Source organism: Gemmatimonadota bacterium (assembly GCA_022560615.1).
GTDB lineage: Bacteria > Gemmatimonadota > Gemmatimonadetes > Longimicrobiales > Gaopeijiaceae > UBA1138.
Genome location: JADFSR010000060.1, coordinates 1 through 16140, shown reverse-complemented (window position 1 = coordinate 16140; position 16140 = coordinate 1). Strand labels below are relative to the sequence as shown.

At 64.4% G+C, this 16140-nt stretch carries 14 protein-coding genes; 6 read left to right on the top strand and 8 right to left on the bottom strand.

The genetic code is table 11. From position 1 onward, the window contains the following. From IIB36_19040 to IIB36_19030, 3 genes are all read right to left on the bottom strand, one after another. Positions 1 to 417: FMN-binding protein (locus IIB36_19040; GenBank protein MCH7533837.1), on the bottom strand; the 417-nt coding region annotated here is incomplete at its 3' end. Between the two features lie 303 nt (positions 418 to 720). After that, the gene (locus IIB36_19035) at positions 721 to 2298 is read right to left on the bottom strand and encodes an efflux RND transporter periplasmic adaptor subunit (GenBank protein ID MCH7533836.1); all 1578 of its coding nucleotides are present in this window, start codon (positions 2296 to 2298) and stop codon (positions 721 to 723) included. 99 nt (positions 2299 to 2397) lie between these two features. Continuing rightward, positions 2398 to 2808 (bottom strand): hypothetical protein, encoded by a 411-nt coding sequence (locus IIB36_19030; protein MCH7533835.1) that lies wholly within the window; start codon positions 2806 to 2808, stop codon positions 2398 to 2400. A gap of 153 nt (positions 2809 to 2961) precedes the next feature. Between IIB36_19030 and IIB36_19025 the strand changes: the two genes are divergently transcribed. Beyond that, a complete protein-coding gene (locus IIB36_19025) occupies positions 2962 to 3966 on the top strand; it encodes a polysaccharide deacetylase (GenBank protein MCH7533834.1) in 1005 nt (334 codons plus the stop codon). A 47-nt stretch (positions 3967 to 4013) separates the two neighbouring features. Beyond that, entirely contained in the window at positions 4014 to 4802 is a 789-nt protein-coding gene (locus IIB36_19020) for a DUF427 domain-containing protein (protein ID MCH7533833.1), read from the top strand. A 432-nt stretch (positions 4803 to 5234) separates the two neighbouring features. Here IIB36_19020 and IIB36_19015 read toward each other — a convergent pair whose 3' ends face one another. The 5 genes from IIB36_19015 to IIB36_18995 all read right to left on the bottom strand — a co-directional run bounded on the left by IIB36_19015 (position 5235) and on the right by IIB36_18995 (position 11102). Then, the gene (locus IIB36_19015) at positions 5235 to 5519 is read right to left on the bottom strand and encodes a Txe/YoeB family addiction module toxin (protein ID MCH7533832.1); all 285 of its coding nucleotides are present in this window, start codon (positions 5517 to 5519) and stop codon (positions 5235 to 5237) included. Then, entirely contained in the window at positions 5506 to 5784 is a 279-nt protein-coding gene (locus tag IIB36_19010) for a type II toxin-antitoxin system Phd/YefM family antitoxin (protein MCH7533831.1), read from the bottom strand. Before IIB36_19010 ends, IIB36_19015 begins: the two co-directional genes overlap by 14 nt. Before the next feature lie 100 nt (positions 5785 to 5884). Next, on the bottom strand, positions 5885 to 7057 hold the full coding sequence (locus tag IIB36_19005; protein MCH7533830.1) for a DUF3179 domain-containing protein: 1173 nt from the start codon (positions 7055 to 7057) through the stop codon (positions 5885 to 5887). 275 nt (positions 7058 to 7332) lie between these two features. Continuing rightward, the gene (locus IIB36_19000; GenBank protein ID MCH7533829.1) at positions 7333 to 8682 is read right to left on the bottom strand and encodes a DUF1552 domain-containing protein; all 1350 of its coding nucleotides are present in this window, start codon (positions 8680 to 8682) and stop codon (positions 7333 to 7335) included. Then, positions 8679 to 11102, bottom strand: a complete 2424-nt coding sequence (locus IIB36_18995) for a DUF1592 domain-containing protein (GenBank protein MCH7533828.1) — start codon at positions 11100 to 11102, stop codon at positions 8679 to 8681. The genes IIB36_19000 and IIB36_18995 overlap by 4 nt, the downstream gene beginning before the upstream one ends. Positions 11103 to 11276: 174 nt before the next feature. Between IIB36_18995 and IIB36_18990 the strand changes: the two genes are divergently transcribed. From IIB36_18990 to IIB36_18975, 4 genes are all read left to right on the top strand, one after another. Further along, positions 11277 to 12878, top strand: a complete 1602-nt coding sequence (locus tag IIB36_18990) for an ankyrin repeat domain-containing protein (protein ID MCH7533827.1) — start codon at positions 11277 to 11279, stop codon at positions 12876 to 12878. Positions 12879 to 12914: 36 nt separating this feature from the next. Continuing rightward, the gene (locus tag IIB36_18985; GenBank protein MCH7533826.1) at positions 12915 to 13934 is read left to right on the top strand and encodes a cyclase family protein; all 1020 of its coding nucleotides are present in this window, start codon (positions 12915 to 12917) and stop codon (positions 13932 to 13934) included. A gap of 80 nt (positions 13935 to 14014) precedes the next feature. Next, positions 14015 to 15604: a M28 family peptidase gene (locus IIB36_18980; protein ID MCH7533825.1), complete on the top strand. Its 1590-nt coding sequence runs from the start codon at positions 14015 to 14017 to the stop codon at positions 15602 to 15604. Positions 15605 to 15830: 226 nt separating this feature from the next. Continuing rightward, positions 15831 to 16140 (top strand): hypothetical protein (locus IIB36_18975; GenBank protein ID MCH7533824.1); only part of this gene is annotated, 310 nt, incomplete at its 3' end.

Sequence of the window (16140 nt, the reverse complement as noted above, 5' to 3'; positions counted from 1 at the left end):
TTCGGCAATGTGATTGCCCGTGAACTGTTCCTGGAATCCGCGGGCGCTCAGAAAGTCGCCCCGGAAGCGCTGGAGAGTCTCTCGATAGCGCATCACCTTGATGCCGGTGATACTTCCCTTCAGGTCCATCCCGACGAGCGCTTCAATAGTCCCGCTGTATCCGTATGGCTCAGGGGGCAGATCAGACGTCAGAAAGACGTACCCCACCAGCGTCCGCTCCCCACCTTGCGGATCGATGCGGTAGGCCTTGAAGACGGGCGGATCACCTTCCTTCTCGGAGAACGTGTCGGCCCCGGCCATCACCTCTGCTAGCGACGTTCGATCAACTTCCGATGGACTCTGGGCACCGATTGCGTTCGGCACGAGAGCGAGCATGCCTACCGTGAGAAGCACTCTCGTGAGAAGCACTCTGGTCACGACCGAATCGCGTTGGCTACCAGGATCGGAGTGACGGCGGTCAACACAAGAATTCCCCACTGAAACGTGCGAGCGCCCCTTGGTCACCTTTTGCACAGAGAACCTTCGGCCTCGGTGAGAGCCGGCAACGAAGGTCTGCGTATTCGGGTCGTTTCACCGCGAACGGCTGTGGCTGTCCGCCGCCCTCGACGGTCCCCGCGAGGGTCTCCACCATCGATGGTCCCAGAGTACGACTGTACGACTGCACGACGGAGCCCTCCCGCCTCTCTGATAATCGGGATAGGGGGTAGCCGGGACCCCCGGCTACTCCCCTCCGAGCGATGACGCTAATGCGGCGACATGCCACCATGCCACCTCTGTAACCTCCCATACCTCCCATACTCCGAACGGGTTCCCCCCCATCGAACGCATGCGCTCCAGGAACTCGTCCCGCTCGGCCTGGAGCCGTGCCGGGCCGATGAGAGCGACGTAATCACCCTCTTCCAGACCGCTCACGACCTGTGTGCGGTCCCAGTCGGTCAAGCCGATCATCACCATACGCGGTTCGATGGTTCCATCCTCCTCGACCACGAACACGACGGCGCGCTCGGTCCGTGCCGCTCCCGTCGCACTACCCCGCGTGTACTGGCCCATTCCGAATCCGCCTTCACGCATTCCGCCCATTCCGCCTCGCTGCCCGGCCTGACCATACTGCATCCGGGAGAAATTCTGTGAGCCGTCTCCGCCGGGCATCCGCGCGCGAAACGCCTCGAAGCCACCCTGCGCGTCCGAGCCGCCCTGGCTCTGACCACCCCCTGCGGTTCTCTGCGCACCGGCGTCATGATCACCTCCGGCTCCGGAACCGCCACCGCGCCCGCCGCCGGCGAACATGTTCCCCATACCGCTCGAGCCGAACATGCTCCCCATCATACTCTCCATATCGATGGCGTCGGGGTCGAGGCCGAGCGCCATTGCAGCGGGCTCGGCATCCTGAGGCATCACCACGGAGTTGTTCGGAATCAACAGGACTCCCGTGGCTTCACCGGTCTGGATCTCGACCTCCGTGTTCATGCCCGGCTTGAGCAGCCGGGCCCTGTTGTCCAGTCGAACGATGAGCGGAAACAACGTTCCGCTCCGCTGAACCACGGCCTGCGGCTCGATCTGGTCCACCATTCCGATGAACGTTTGGTCCGGGTAGGCATCCACCGTCACGAAGGTCGTCATGCCCTCCCGGATCTCGCCCAAGTCCCCTTCGTCCAGTAAAACCCGCACCTGGACGACGTCCAGGTTGGCCATGATCAGGAGCGTGGTTCCACTCGAGACGTTTTGGCCCGAGGATTGGATGACCTGGCCTTCTTCCACGTTCTTCTCGAGGATCGTGCCGGCCATCGGAGCGCGAATCGTCACGTCCTCGAGGCGCAACTGTGCCAGCTCCAAGTTCGTTTGCGCCTTGATGAGCGAGGCTCGGGCGTTGGCGTACTCCAGCGTTCTGCTCTCGTGCTCCTGGGCCGAGATCACGCCGGACGCCAGGAGCTCCCGCGAGCGCTCCACCTGTCGCTCGGAGATGGCCATACGTGCCTCGGCCACCGCGATATCGGCGTCCGCTTGATCGGCGGTATTGCGCACATCCCGGGGATCGACCTCCACCAGAAGGGCTCCCGGTTCTACCTCGTCACCGACATCGACGTAGAGACGCATGATCTCGCCCGAGGCTTTGGACGTGACTTCCACCGTCCGAACGGGCTCCAAGACCCCGGTGGACGAAGCGGTGACGATGAGGTCGCCGCGTTCCACCGCCACGACCTCAAGGTCTGGAACGTCGCTGGCCTCGCCGATTCCGCAGGCTGCGAAGACGGGAAGCAGCGCCACCAGCCATATCTTCCTCGTTCGAATCGTCGACATCGTTCAGTCCCTCTCCCTCGCTGAAAAATCGCCTGCGATCATCGAATCCGATCGTGACCGCAAGTATCGATCGTGACCGCGAATATACGGTCTATAAAGTCATTCGGGGCGCTTCGCCGTGAACGGCTGGTCGCCGCGACCGCCTCGGATGGTCCCCGAGAGGGTTTCACCGTCGATGGTACCCGAGTACATCTGATCGAAGGAGTTCCCGCCGAAGCTCAACGTGACCGTGAAGCTGAACTGGTTCCCGTTGACGGTCCCGTCCGAGACCGGGAAGGACTGCGGGCCACCGCCACCGCCACCGCCGCCACGACCACCAAAATTGAACTCGAGGTTTCCAGTGACCGTCGAGCCTTCCACTGTGAGCGTGAGCGTCTGGACGATCGTGCCGCGTCCAGTCTCCCGGGTGATCTCCCACACGCCGGCCAGGTTCTGAGCCGCAGCCGGTGCCGATGCCATGGTCAGCATCGCTGTAGTGAACAGGGTAGTAAGGAGGGCGCTGTGTTTCACGAGGGACTCCTTTTGCAAGGGGGACTCCTTTTCAAGCGTCACAAGGCTGAAATAAAGACCCCTGAGGAGCACGGAGTGTTAATTCCGGGCACCCTGCTAGTCTGGACCCGAGGCGGGAGTTAGGCTGAGGGCAACCCCACACGGAGTTGTCCGATGAACCTGAAGACTACGTCACCCCGATCGACGGGCCCGCTGTTCCTCGCTCCCATCGTGCTCTGCCTCAACGCCGCGGCATGCCAGATCCCCGACGCCCCGGCGCAGGCCGCACAGGAGCGGGGCGAGCCGTGGAACTGGTCGGAGGAGTACGTCCGGGCCGGCGTGAACCGGGTCCGCGCGGGCCGCGACCTCAATCCGGAGTCGTGGCCGGGCGGCGCACGGGTAGCGGTCCTCCTCTCCTTCGACGTCGACAACGAGACGATCCAAGGGCTTCGCTCGGGAACGTTCAGCATCGGTCCCCTGTCGCAAGGCGAATACGGATCGCGCGTCGCGCTACCCCGTATCGTTCGCCTCCTCGACGGTGAGAACATCCCGGCCACGTTCTTCTTCCCGGCTTGGAGTCTCAAGCTCGCCCCGGAACAGGCCGACGTGATCAACGCCTCGGGCATGCACGAGATCGGGGTGCACGGATGGATCCACGAGTCGAACGCTTCGCTCGACGGCGCGACGGAGGAGCGCCTGCTCCGCCAGGCCCTCGACGCCATCGAGGAGATCACCGGCGAGCGGCCGGTCGGCTACCGGGCGCCGTCGTGGAACCACAGCCCCAACACCCTCCGGATCGTTCGTGAGCTGGGCTTCCTGTACGAGAGCTCGCTCATGGCCGACGACCGTCCGTACGAGCTCCTGCAGGATGGCGAACCGACCGGGGTCGTGGAGCTTCCGGTCGAGTGGATCCTGGACGACGCACCGCTCTTCAACCCGCGTGGCAACAGCTACATGAATCCGCGTGACGTCATGCAGGTGTGGATCGACGAGTTCGATAAGGCGTGGGAAGAGGGCACGATGTTCTTGCTCACCATGCACCCGCACGTGAGCGGCCACCGCTCACGCATCGTCGCCCTGGAGGGGCTGATCGACCACATCCAGGCGAAGGGAGATGTCTGGTTCGCGACGCACGAGGACGCAGCGCGTTATGTGAGGGAGCAGGCGGGCATGGACTGAGCGGGCGACGCGCTTCAGCCGACAGTCACATTCGAGGAGATCCGACCATGAACCCAGCCGAGCCCTCTACCCTCCCCCCAGCCGAGGAGCCGGCCAGCGGTGTGCCGCGCATGGTCCCGGGCCACAAGTGGATCCGAGCCCTCGTCGACGGACAGGTCGTCGTCGACGCACGCGCGTTCACCTTCGTCTGGGAGATCCCGTACTGGCCCACCTGGTTCTTCCGGCCCGAGGACCTCAAGGGCGAGCTTCGAGAGTCCAGCGATGCACCGCGCCAAAGCAGCGACCTCGACGGCGCGCAACGGTATGACTTCCATGCCGCGGGGAAGGTGCTCACCGGAGCCGGCAAGCGTTATCCCGACTCGCCGTCCGAGGAACTCAGGGAACTGGTGACGATCGACTTCAAGGCCGTCGATCGGTGGTTCGAAGAGGACGTAGAAGTCTTCGTGCATCCCCGTAGTCCGTTCACCCGAGTCGACGCCCTCGCATCGTCACGCCACGTCGTGATCAGCATCGATGGTGTCGTCCTTGCCGACTCTCACAAACCTACACTGCTCTTCGAGACCGGAGCGCCGACGCGCCAGTACCTGCCCATGACCGACGTCAAGCTGGACCTCCTCGAGCCGAGCACCACCCGGTCGTCTTGTCCCTACAAGGGCGACGCGACGTACTGGTCGGCGTCGATCAACGGCCGCGTCGAGCGCGACATCGCGTGGAGCTACCGGACCCCGATGCCGGAGGCGACATCGATCGCGGGTCTGGTCTGCTTCTACGACGAGAAACTCGACGTGGATGTCGACGGCGTCCGCCAACCACGACCCGACACCCACTTCGCTTGATCGGACCTCGTTGCTGTTTGACCTCGCGCTGTTCTTCAGCCTCCCGCTCGCCGAATCGAGCGTCTTGTTACGTAGTTCTAGATTTCTTCTGCAGCTTGAACGCCACCGAATAGGGGCGGGTCCGGCAGTTCCTCAGCTGTTTTTCCGTCTCGGCAAGATGCTATCGGTCTTCGGTGATTCTGGGCTTCTCGAAATCCACCACGTCGAAGCCTGCCGCTGTGAATGCCTTCCAGTAATCTGACAGCGGGCGGTGAAACCAAATGAAATCCGACTTGAAATGCCCCCACGGCGGGTCCGTGCATTTCTCGACCTCGAAGTATGGAAAGTCCCAGTGATAACGGATTTCTGCGCGGTCAAGAATCCACGAGTACGACGGGGATGAACTTCTTTTCCCTCGTACGTATACTCGTGGTATAGAGTGCGACGGTAGCTTTAGTAGTGGTATCGGCACTGGAGGAAGTCGATCCGATCGTTGCGCACCAAATAGACGAGTCGGTGCTCCTGAGTGATCCTGCGCGACCACACATTCGCGCCGAAGTGCCTGATCGGCTCGGGTTTTCCAATTCCCTTGAAGGGGTCTCGGGTGACCGCCTCCACCAAGTCCATGACCTTGAGGGCGACGCGCCGATTGGTGTCGATCCAGAAACGCAGATCTTCCCTGAACTCATCCTGGAAGAAGGCGGCCCGGCTCGAAGGGGAGTCCCTACTCGAGGCCAAGCCGCGATCTCAAGGACCCGACGGTTTCTGGGGTGCCGCTATTCTCAAGAGCTCGCTGGAGGGCCTGAAGTAGGCGCTTCGCGTTCTTAGGAGAGCGGAGCAGGTGCGCGGATTCTTCAAGACTGCGGAGTTCGTCCGCAGGAATCAGCGCCATGTCCTCATGACCCCGCCTCCGGATGATGATCGGCTCCTGCCGCTCTTCGGCCTCACGGAGGATCTTTGCGAGGTTCTGGCGCGCGTAGCTGTAGGTGACGTGTTCTGACATGAAGTGCCCCCTATAAGTTGTACAACAATACTGTACAACATTGTGAGGGTCAACAATGTCGCTTCACCTCGGGGGGGGAGCTCCGGTGATCGTCCGCGTTTCAGTAAACCAGGCGCGTTTCAGGATACTGCGCGTACCATCCGAACCAGAACGCACGGTGCGAAGGTAGCCGTCGTAGGGATGTCTGATCGGGGCTGGTGAGGGCCGCTTCAGTCAGCGTCCAACGCTCGCCTCTGTCGTCCCGGACTTCGTCTTGACCGTCCCAGCGGGAAAACCGCCGGCCACGCGTTTCGTACACGCGGCTCGCACCGCTCTGGTCGGTCAACACGACGAAATCAACGGCGCCGAGCGAATCGTGATACACGGTCCGGTCTGCGAGGAATTCGACTGATATGGCCAGCTGCTCCATCGGAACTTCGGCAAGCCGCAGCGCGAGAACCTCGTCCTTGTTCTTGAGGCGCGTGTCCAGTTCGGGCACGGAGAACATGAGCTCGTCGGTACTGAAGTAGTCGCGGTACGCCACCCCCTCGCGATAGTCACGATTATACCCGGTATCGATCGAAAGCACTTTCGTGCGTGGATGGCGACGCCGCCACTCCCCCCATGTCGTGGTGACGACGAAGAGAGGCTCCAACTCGATGTCGCGCTCCGCGAGAGGGCCCACGACCGGGTCGCCGGACAGCGTGGACCAAAGCGACCGAGTGGCATGGTCGTACATCAATTTGTTGGAGCGGTAGAGGAATCCGCTGGTGCCGAGCTCGTGGTGTTCCCCGTCAATCGTCGATCGGTAGAGGATCATCGAGCCGCAGAGGGTGCAGTACACGCCCGTGAAGTGCTCGCCACCGATGGTGTCCTTGACCATCTCGTGCCAGGCCATGATGCGCTTGGGGTATGCACGTTCCTCCCCGTTGATCGCGATGCCGAACACGATGTTGTCGTCGTCCAGGTACCGGGCCCGACGCGCGTTGGTGAGAGCAGGCAGGTCGAGCGGCGGAATCCCGTCGCGCACCACGCCTCCCCACCGGATTTCGTCGAGACGGATGTTCGCCGCGAGGCCGTCGTCGAAGTAGTCGCGGAAGCTCGGGTCGATAGTCGCGTACAGCTGCGCCTTGAACATCGAGTAGTCGGGATGTGTACCGGGATTTGTTGCCCAAATCCAATCCCACCACCGATCCAGGTCCTGCCCGAAGGACTGTCCGGTGCCGCTCTCGAGTAATGCCAAGAGGCGAGGCCGATCGCGCCTCTGGGCGAAGCGCTGGAGCTCGACGAGCATGGCGGCATGGGAATCGTCCCACCCGTCGAGAATTGCTCGCTCCGCGACCGCCGTTTGCTCGGGATCCGCGCCAAGGAGGTCGAAGAACGCCTGGATATCCGTCCCCTGTCCTCGAAGGGAGGCGGGTATCAGGAGTAGGAGCAGAAGTAAGTGGGAGAGCGGATCTGGCTGTCATGGTTTGACCCCTATGCCAACTTTCGACCCCTCATGCCAACTACCGAGTCATGCCGGCTACCGAGCATTCACCAGGAACTGTGCAAACGTTCTCTGGAGCGTCAAACGTCCGAGAGGTGCGTCAGCTGCCCGGTGCTGTCTCCGAGCCGCTCCGTTTCCACGCCGACCTTGTCGAGCATGGTCAGTTGCAGATTGGTCAGCGGCGTGTCTTCCGTGACACGGATATGCCGGCCGCCCTGCAGCCGCCCCCCCGCCCCGCCCGCGAGCAGGATCGGCAGATTGGTGTGCAGATGCTGGTTACCGTCGCTGATGCCGCACCCGTAGAGCGCCAGCACGTTGTCCAGCAGCGTACCGTCTCCGTCGGGCGTGGACCGCAACCGGTCGAGGAAATAGGCGAACTGCTCGATGTGATGCACGTTCACCCGGGCCAGTTTCTCCATCTGACCAGGTCTGTTCCCGTGGTGCGACAGCCCATGATGCGGGTCGGGGATGCCCAGCTCCGGGTAGGTCCGAGGGCTGACCTCCCGCGACATCATGAAGGTGATCACCCGCGTCATGTCGGTCTGGAACGCCAGCACCTGGAGATCGAACATGAGCCGCGCGTGTTCCGCGAAGGTGTCAGGGATACCGCCGGCGGGCCGCACCAGCTCCGGCAGCTCGACGTCGCTCTGTGCCTCCGCCAGCTGGATCCGCCGCTCGATGTCGCGGATGGCGTCGAGATACTGGGTGATCTTGTCGCGGTCGGAGGGCCCCAGCGCGTTCCGGAAGCTGCCGATCTCGCGCAACACCGAATCGAGAATGCTGCGGTCCTCGCGGAGACGTGTCTCGCGGGCTGCCTGGCTGGTGTCGTCGGCGTCGCCGAAGAGCCGCTCGAACACCGCACGGGGCTGATTCTCCATGGGCAACGGCGTGGTCGGATTACGCCACGACAGTGTGTTCGCGTAGGCGCAGCTCCACCCGGCCTCGCAGGCGCCGATCAACTCGTTCGGGTCGAGGCAGAGTTCGAGTGACGAGAGCTGCGTCTCCTGACCGATCTGCTGAGCCGCGATCTGGTCGAGCGACGTGCCGCCGCGGATGTCCGGTCCTTCGGTCTTCTTGGGGTGCACGCCGGTCAGGAACGCGGCGGCCGCTCGTACGTGGTCGCCCGTGCCCTCGCCGGGCAGTGGGAACATCGGCTGGCTGGCCAGCCCGCTGATCACGGTGAGTTGGTCCTGGAAGGGCTGCAGCGGCGCCAGCGTCGACGGCAACTCGAACCCCGCACCGGTCGTGGTCGGGGTCCATTTGTCCATGATCACGCCGTTGGGCACGTAGCCGATGAACAGCCGGGCTACTGGCTCGGCCGGGGCACTCTGCATCGCCGGCACCATACTGTCCAGCAGCGGCAGGGCCACACTCGCGCCCACACCTTTCAGAAACGTCCGCCGGGGCAACGCCTTCTTGGTGATCATCATGGTGCGGAGCTCCTCATCTGGAACGGCACGCTGAGCGCGATCCCCGTGATCAGCGCTGACCAACTATAGTCATCCACTGCCGCCTCGCCCACTATCCGTCGGATCGCCGGGGCGTCGTAATACTCTACACCGCGACCGAGCCCGTAGGTCATCAACTTCTCGGTCACGGTGGTGACGAAGTTCTCCGGCCGCTTCAACAGCGCGGTTCGCAGCGAGACCGGCCCGTCCACGGGGGTCCCGTCGGCGAGCACGCCCGACGCGTCGATCGGCGTACCGGCCTCGTTCGTGGTGCGCCAGCGTCCGATGCCGTCGAAGTTCTCGAGCGCAAAACCGAGCGGATCCATGACACGGTGACAGCTCGCGCATACCGGGTCGGCCCGGTGGGCCTCCATCCGCTCTCGAACCGACAGGATCGGCCCGTCGTCCTCGGCTTCTTCCGTGAGCTCCGGCACGTCGGGCGGCGGTGGGGGCGGGGGTGTACCCAGAATGTTCTCCAGCAGCCACTTGCCACGAAGCACGGGCGACGTGCGATGTGCGTACGAGGTCACCGTCAGCAGACTTCCCTTCCCGAGCAACCCACGCCGCTGGTCGAACTCGCCGCTCAGCGTGATGCGGCGGAAGTGATTCCCGAGGATGTTCGGGATGCCATAGTGCTCAGCGAGTCGTTGATTGACGAAGGTCTGGTCCGAGGTCATCAGCTCGAGCACACTGTGGTCCTCGCGTATCTGGCTCTCGAGAAACAGCTCCATCTCCCGCGTCATCGCCTCGCGCAGGTTCCCGTCGAAATCGGGGTAGGCGTACGGATCGGGCGAGACCAGCGCCATGTTCCGCAGGTAGAGCCACTGTCCACCGAAGTTGTCGACGAGCGCTCGGGCGCGGGGGTCGGCCAGCATACGCGCGACCTGCCGCTCCAGCACGCCGGGGCGACGTAACTCGCCCCGCTCGGCCAGATCGAGCAACTCTCCGTCGGGGATGCTGCTCCAGAGGAAGAACGAGAGCCGTGAGGCCAACTCCAGGTCACTGATGACGTAGGGGGTGCCCGGAGCCAACCCGGCGGGGTCACTTTCGCGGCGGAACAGGAAGTCCGGGCTCACGAGCACCCGTCGCAACGCCATCTCGATGCCGGCGTCGAAGTCCCCGGTGGCTCGACCTGCGTCGAAGAACTCGAGCAACATCTCCAGATCGGCCTCAGTTACCGGTCGGCGGAAAGCGTGGCGGCCGACACGGCCGAGAATCTCGCTCGCGCAGGCCACTTCCTCGGGACCGGACGCGACGGCGTTCGCGGGCGGGCGGCAAGTGAAGATCGCGCGCCGGCTCGGGGTGTCGCCGCGACCCGTGGCGTTGTACGGCCCAGACAGCTCGATACGCCCAACCCCGGGGTCGGCGGTCTGGTCCCCGGCGAACTCGTAGCTCGTGATGGCGTAGTGGGGCCGTTGCATCCCCTCGAGTACCGCCGCCCGGCCGACGAAACTCACTCCTAGAATGTGCGGACCGGCGGTCGCCGTGAAGCGGACCTCCTGTCCGTCATCGGGCACGTTTCGGTAGTCCCGTCGAGGGGAACGACCGTTCTCATCCGGCGGCAACGGGCCGCCCACCGCAAGCTCTGCGACCAGTACACCGTCGAGCCGGACTTCTACCTGATGACGCTCGGCCAACCCGCGCACACGTCCGTCGTAGGTGCGCGAAAAGTAGATCTTGACGACGTACTCGGCGTCGAGCGGAAACGTATGCCGTGCGGCCAGTCCACCGCGCGACCCGAACGGAAGATCGTCGCTGACCCGTGCGTTCTGGTGTAAGTACTTGTTGACCTCGAAGATCTCGGTGGTCGGCACAAGCGTGGGGTCGCCAACCGCCAGACGACTGATCTTCCGAGCGGCCGAGAGATAGCGCTCCGTCAGCATCGGCGAGACCGAGAGCACATCGGCGATGTTGTCGAAACCGTAGCCGGAATCGTCAGCCGGCAGCAGTACACGGCCGTCGACCTCGAGCGCAAAAAGGTCGCGGATGGCGTTGGTGTACTCGGCCCGGTTGAGCCGGTGGACCGCCGGACGCCGGCCCGGATTGGGCGCGGCCGCAGCGGCCGCGTCGAGCGCCGTCTCGACCCGGGTGGCAACGGCCTCGTACTCCGTCTCGGATGGACGCTGGCGGCCGGGGGGCGGCATCGCGCGCGTGCGCAGTTTGCGCACGACCTTCTCCCAGACCTCGGTCTCATCCGCGTTCACAGCCAGGCGAGAGAGATCGACATGCTCAAGCGACAGTCCGCCCGTGACCCGAAGGTCGTTGTGGCAGGTCACGCAGTAGTCACTGAACACCGCACGCTCGAGGGGAACCTGGGCGGCCGCGGTCTGGGCGAGCGCGCTCCCGCCGCTGGTCGCCGCGACGGCGAAACCCACCAGAAACATTCCGCGCTTAGCTGTCATGCTGGTCTACCAAAGTCACCCGACAAGTCACCTGATCGTTACGCTCGAGTCATCTCATCGTTACGCCCTCGGCCCAACGAGATTGTCCCGGGACGGAAGACCTCGCATTATCGGGATGGCCTATTGCAGAAGTCAAGCCGACTCAACCGCCTCCGTCCCCCGGGCCGAAGGCTGTTGAAGGGAGCACCGCAGGTCGCGACGGCCTTCAGAGGCGGGTTGATCATGTCGAACTGGTGCAAATTGTTTGCCATCGTGGTTGCGATCACCGTGTTGCCGCCCGCCGTCGAGCCAACAGCAGCCCAGACCGTGACCGACGGGCAGGCATCGATCAACGGGCCGGCATTGATCAACGGGCCGGCGCTGATCTCCGCGGCCCGGCGCGCGGACGGCGCCGCTGTTCGCGCCCTGCTCGCCGAAGGCGCCGACGTCGACACCCGGTATGGCGACGGAACGACGGCGCTGCACTGGGCGGTGCACCTGGACGCCGGCGACCTGGTCACCCTGTTGATCGCATCAGGTGCCGATGTGAACGCCGGCGACGACCACGGCGTCACCGCGTTGTCGCTGGCCACTCTGAATGGTAGTGCGGCCCTCGTCCAGATCCTGCTCGAGGCCGAAGCGGATCCGAACGCCGCACGCACGAGTGGCGAGACCGTGTTGATGACGGCTGCCCGAGTCGGCGACGTGGACGTCGTGCGCTTGCTCCTGGCGGCGGGAGCCGACCCTGATGCCACCGAAGCGTTGCTCGGGCAGACCGCTCTGATGTTGGCGATCGTGGAGAACCACACTCCGATCGTGCGCGTATTACTCGAGGGCGGCGCGGGCGTCTCGACGCGTACCAACAATCGATTCACGCCGCTGCTCTTCGCCGCGCAACAGGGTAACATCGACGCGGCCCAGCTCCTTCTCTCGGCTGGCGCCGACGTCAACGAGTCGGCCCCGGACGGGATCGGCGGCAACACGAACGCCCGAACGCGTTTCGTACGCGACACGGAGGCCCACGTGTTGCTGGTGGCGATCGACAGCAGGCACGCCGACATGGCGCTGTTTCTGCTGGACGGCGGTGCCGACCCCAACCACGCCGGCGCGGGACGCACCCCGCTTCACTCGGCCGTGCAACAGAGGATGCCAGAGGTGGTCTCGGCGCTGCTCCAACGGGGGGCCGACCCGAACGCGCTGCTCGAGCGAGCGCTCCCCTTCGTTTCGCGCCGCATCACCCAGGACAACGGGCTGACGCCGTCCGTCATCGGCGCGACACCCTTCTTCCTGGCTGCCTCTTTCGGAGACCTCGAGAGCATGCGACTCCTGGTGGACGGAGGCGCCGACCCGACCCTGACGACCGACGACGGCACCACCGCTCTGATGGTGGCCGCGGGAGCCGACTACGTCGAAGGCCAGGACAAGTACGGGCGTCGTTGGTTCACCGATAATCTGCCGCTCGAGCTATCGGCCCTCCGGGCGGTCGAGTACATCCTGGACCTCGGACGAATCGACATCAACGCTGTCAACGACGACCACCAGACCACGCTACACGGCGCCGTGTATCTCGGTGGAACGCTCCTCGTCCCGTTCCTGCTGGAACGGGGTGCCGACATCGACGCCATCAACGACCGGGGCCAGACCGCCTGGATGATCGCCGCCGAAGGCGAATATCGCGCCGGCTCCTTTTACACGCACAAAGAAACGGGTGATGTCCTGGAGGAGCTGGGGGCGGACACTACTTTGGGTGAAGACCTCGGCCGAGATTTCCGGAGGATCCTGAACGCTCGTCAGTGACGCCCTTTTAGTGACGCCCTCTTGAAGAGACGCCCCATGAAAAAAAGTGGATTTCGCGCGGTGGCGGCAGCGGTCGTTTCCGGCGCAATCGCGTTGGGCTGCGAACCCGAGTTCCAGCCGGCCAACCCGGAGGTGCTGATCCCGCTCCCGGGCCATGTGGTGACGGCGGCCGAGTACGAGGGCTGGAAGACGGAGTTGTCGAACTGGGGACGGTGGGGCGAGGCGGACGAGCTCGGAGCGCTGAACTTGATCACGCCCGAGAAGCGCAAGCAGGCCGCCGCCTTGGTGCGGGAAGGCGTTTCGGTCTCCCTCTCGCGTGACGCCGACCTCGAGGAGCGGGCGAACGGCGCTCCAGGCCCGTACCAGCGGATCATGACGCAGGTCGGCGCGACAGGGGCGGGAGATCGCCTGAACATAAACTTCCACGGCGGTGTGGTGACGCACATGGACGCGTTCGCTCACCGGTTCTTCGACGGCCAGATGTGGAACGGCTTCTCCTACGAGGAGATCACCCGAGAGGAGGGAGCCGCCAAGAACTCCATCTACAACGTGAGGAACGGGATCTTCACGCGTGGCGTCCTGATGGACATCCCCCGGCTCAAAGGCGTGGAATACTTGGAGCCCGGCACGCGCATCTACCCCGAGGACCTGGAGGCCTGGGAAGAGCAGGCGGGCGTCAGGGTGTCGGCCGGCGACGCGCTCTTCATCTACACTGGGCGCTGGAAGCGAATCGACGCGCTCGGCCCGCTGGCACCGGGCACGGGGGGAGAGCCGGGGCCCGATCCCACGATCATCCCTTGGCTGAAGCAACGCGACGTTGCGATTCTGGCCGGGGAATTCGCGCAGGACGCCGCTCGCCAGGAAGGCTTGCCGGGCCTCGCGGTCCACGACTTCGCTCTGATCGTGCTCGGGATCCACCTGTTCGACAACACCCGCATGGATGCCGTAGCGGAAGTCGCGGCGGAGCTCGGTAGGTGGGAGTTCCTGCTGACGGCGGCTCCACTGGCGGTCCCGGGAGGCACGGGCTCGCCGCTCAATCCGATCGCGACGTTCTGAGACGGGGTCGATCTTGTGATCACCGCCTCCGACGTCTCAAGGTCCGACGTCTCAAGGTCCGACCTCTCAAGGAGGACATCATGGGAAGGCACGCCACGCCACGTAGACTGAGCGGTACCCTGCTCCCTACCGTCGCGCTTGAAGCCCGGTATGCAGCCCGGTATGTAGCCGCGTTTGCAGCCGGTTGGGGTCTTTTCGGAACCGGTCTCCAGGCACAGGATCGCAACGTCCTCTTGGACGCCTACGGCGAGGTGCGCGACGAGTCCTTCGATTACATGCGCATGCCCTTGTCCGCCTCCGATCGAATCTATGCGGACATCGACGGCCATCACATCAAGGAACTGATGAACGAGGTCGTCGGGTTCTCCAGGCGAAGCCGGGACGACGGCAACAAGTACTGGGGTCGGATGTCGGGCACCGAGTACGAGGCGATGACGGCCGACTGGGTCGAAGCGAGGTTCCGGGCCCTCGGGCTCGAAGAGATCCATAGGATCGAGTCCCCGCTCGGGCCGCAGTGGATGCCCCGGGACTGGACGCTGACGGCCAGGGGCGGCGGCGAGATGTTGAGCTTCCCGAGTGCCTACCCCGCGCCGCCTCAGGCCGTATGGTCTTCGGGTCGCGCCTCGAACCAGAACCGGCCGGTACCGCCGTCCACGCTGCCCCGCCCGCTGGATGTCGAGGCGGTGTGGGTCGGGCTCGGGACGCAAGCCGATTTCGCCGGTCGTGAGGTCCGCGGGAAGGCCGTGGTCTTCCAGGCGATGTTGGCCCCCGGCCAGATGGGGAACTCGAGCACCTGGGAACGGGTCGCGGTGCGGGCGCAAGACGCTGGTGCCGCAATGACGATCGGCATATGGGGATACGCCGAGAACATGAGCGTCATACAGAGCTCAGAGGCCCAACAGACGCCCGGATTCTGGGTCGGGTTCGAGGACGGCAGGCGCCTGAGGGACTTGATCGGCGGCGGACCGGTGAGGATCTCCGCGAGCCTCGACGTGGACTGGGTCGAGGGGCTCACCAGCCCGAGCCAGTACGGCATGTTACCTGGCACGACGGACGAGACGATCATCATCACGGCGCACATGGACGGCTGGTTCGACGCGGCCTTGGACAATGCGTCAGGCACGGCGGTGATGATCGCGCTGGCCGAGCACTTCTCGCAGGTTCCCCGCGAACAGCGCCGCAGGAACATGATCTTCGTCGGGACCGCGGGCCATCACGTGGGGTCGCCCAACTCCCCCTACATGCGTGACCAGGGGTTGCTCGAGAACACCGCGCTCCTGATCAACGCCGAGCACATCGCGCCGGTCCAATTCCTGGGATACGGGAGGGAGCTCCGCAGGACGGCGGGCATCTCGCCGCGCCGCTGGTGGGTGCACGGGAGCGACCAGCTCCTCGACATCACGCTCGATGCGTACCGCACCTTCGGCGTGAGCCTCGTGGGGCCGATGCACCCGAGCGCGTCGGGAGAGATCGGGCAGATCGACCGGGAAGCTCCGTCGATCCAGCTCATCCGCTCGCCGGAGCACAAACACACGGACCTGGACATCGCGGCCCTGGTCCCATCGGTCGGACTCGAGGCCGTCGCCCGCGCGTTCGCGAAAATCATCGACGGGGTCAACACGCTTGATCTGGCCGAGCTCCAGCGATCTGCCCCGACCGCGTCGAACTAACTCTCGATCGGACTCTCCGGGTTGTTGCCGTACTCTCCCCACGAGCCGTCGTAGTTGCGCAGTACGGCACCACCATCCCCACGACGAGAAACGCATTGGGAGCTAGACGGACTCCGAGGCCTGAAAAGGGATCATCTTGCGCTGATACATACCATACCGTATTGTACTTATATGAGCTAGGCGTATCTTAACTTTCATGACTCGGGGGCCCTGACGAGGCAGAGCAATGGACGCGAAGATCCTGACATGCGTGGCGCTCTTGACTGGTGCCTCCTCCCTCACGGCACAGCTCCCGTCCCCGGCGGACTCGGCTGGGATTCTCCTGAGCACGGCCGAGTCCTTCGAGTCCGGCGGCCAGTCGGAAGTCGCGGAGGCACTCTACCGGTTCATCGCCGAGCACTTCGACGCGACTCCGGCTTCGGTTCAGGCTCGCCAACGATTCTCGGAACTGAGCAGACTGGCCGGCGAGCGCACTGGACGCATCGGTCTCCGTATATGGTCCTCGATGTACGGCGCCTGGCTCGGGGTCGCCATAC

Coding starts and splice junctions, on each gene's coding strand:
- IIB36_19000 (MCH7533829.1), bottom strand. CDS start 8,682: ATGATGATCACCAAGAAGGCGTTGCCCCGGCGGACGTTTCTGAAAGGT.
- IIB36_18980 (MCH7533825.1), top strand. CDS start 14,015: ATGGGAAGGCACGCCACGCCACGTAGACTGAGCGGTACCCTGCTCCCT.
- IIB36_18985 (MCH7533826.1), top strand. CDS start 12,915: ATGAAAAAAAGTGGATTTCGCGCGGTGGCGGCAGCGGTCGTTTCCGGC.
- IIB36_19010 (MCH7533831.1), bottom strand. CDS start 5,784: ATGTCAGAACACGTCACCTACAGCTACGCGCGCCAGAACCTCGCAAAG.
- IIB36_18995 (MCH7533828.1), bottom strand. CDS start 11,102: ATGACAGCTAAGCGCGGAATGTTTCTGGTGGGTTTCGCCGTCGCGGCG.
- IIB36_19020 (MCH7533833.1), top strand. CDS start 4,014: ATGAACCCAGCCGAGCCCTCTACCCTCCCCCCAGCCGAGGAGCCGGCC.
- IIB36_19025 (MCH7533834.1), top strand. CDS start 2,962: ATGAACCTGAAGACTACGTCACCCCGATCGACGGGCCCGCTGTTCCTC.
- IIB36_19035 (MCH7533836.1), bottom strand. CDS start 2,298: ATGTCGACGATTCGAACGAGGAAGATATGGCTGGTGGCGCTGCTTCCC.
- IIB36_19005 (MCH7533830.1), bottom strand. CDS start 7,057: ATGCTCGTCGAGCTCCAGCGCTTCGCCCAGAGGCGCGATCGGCCTCGC.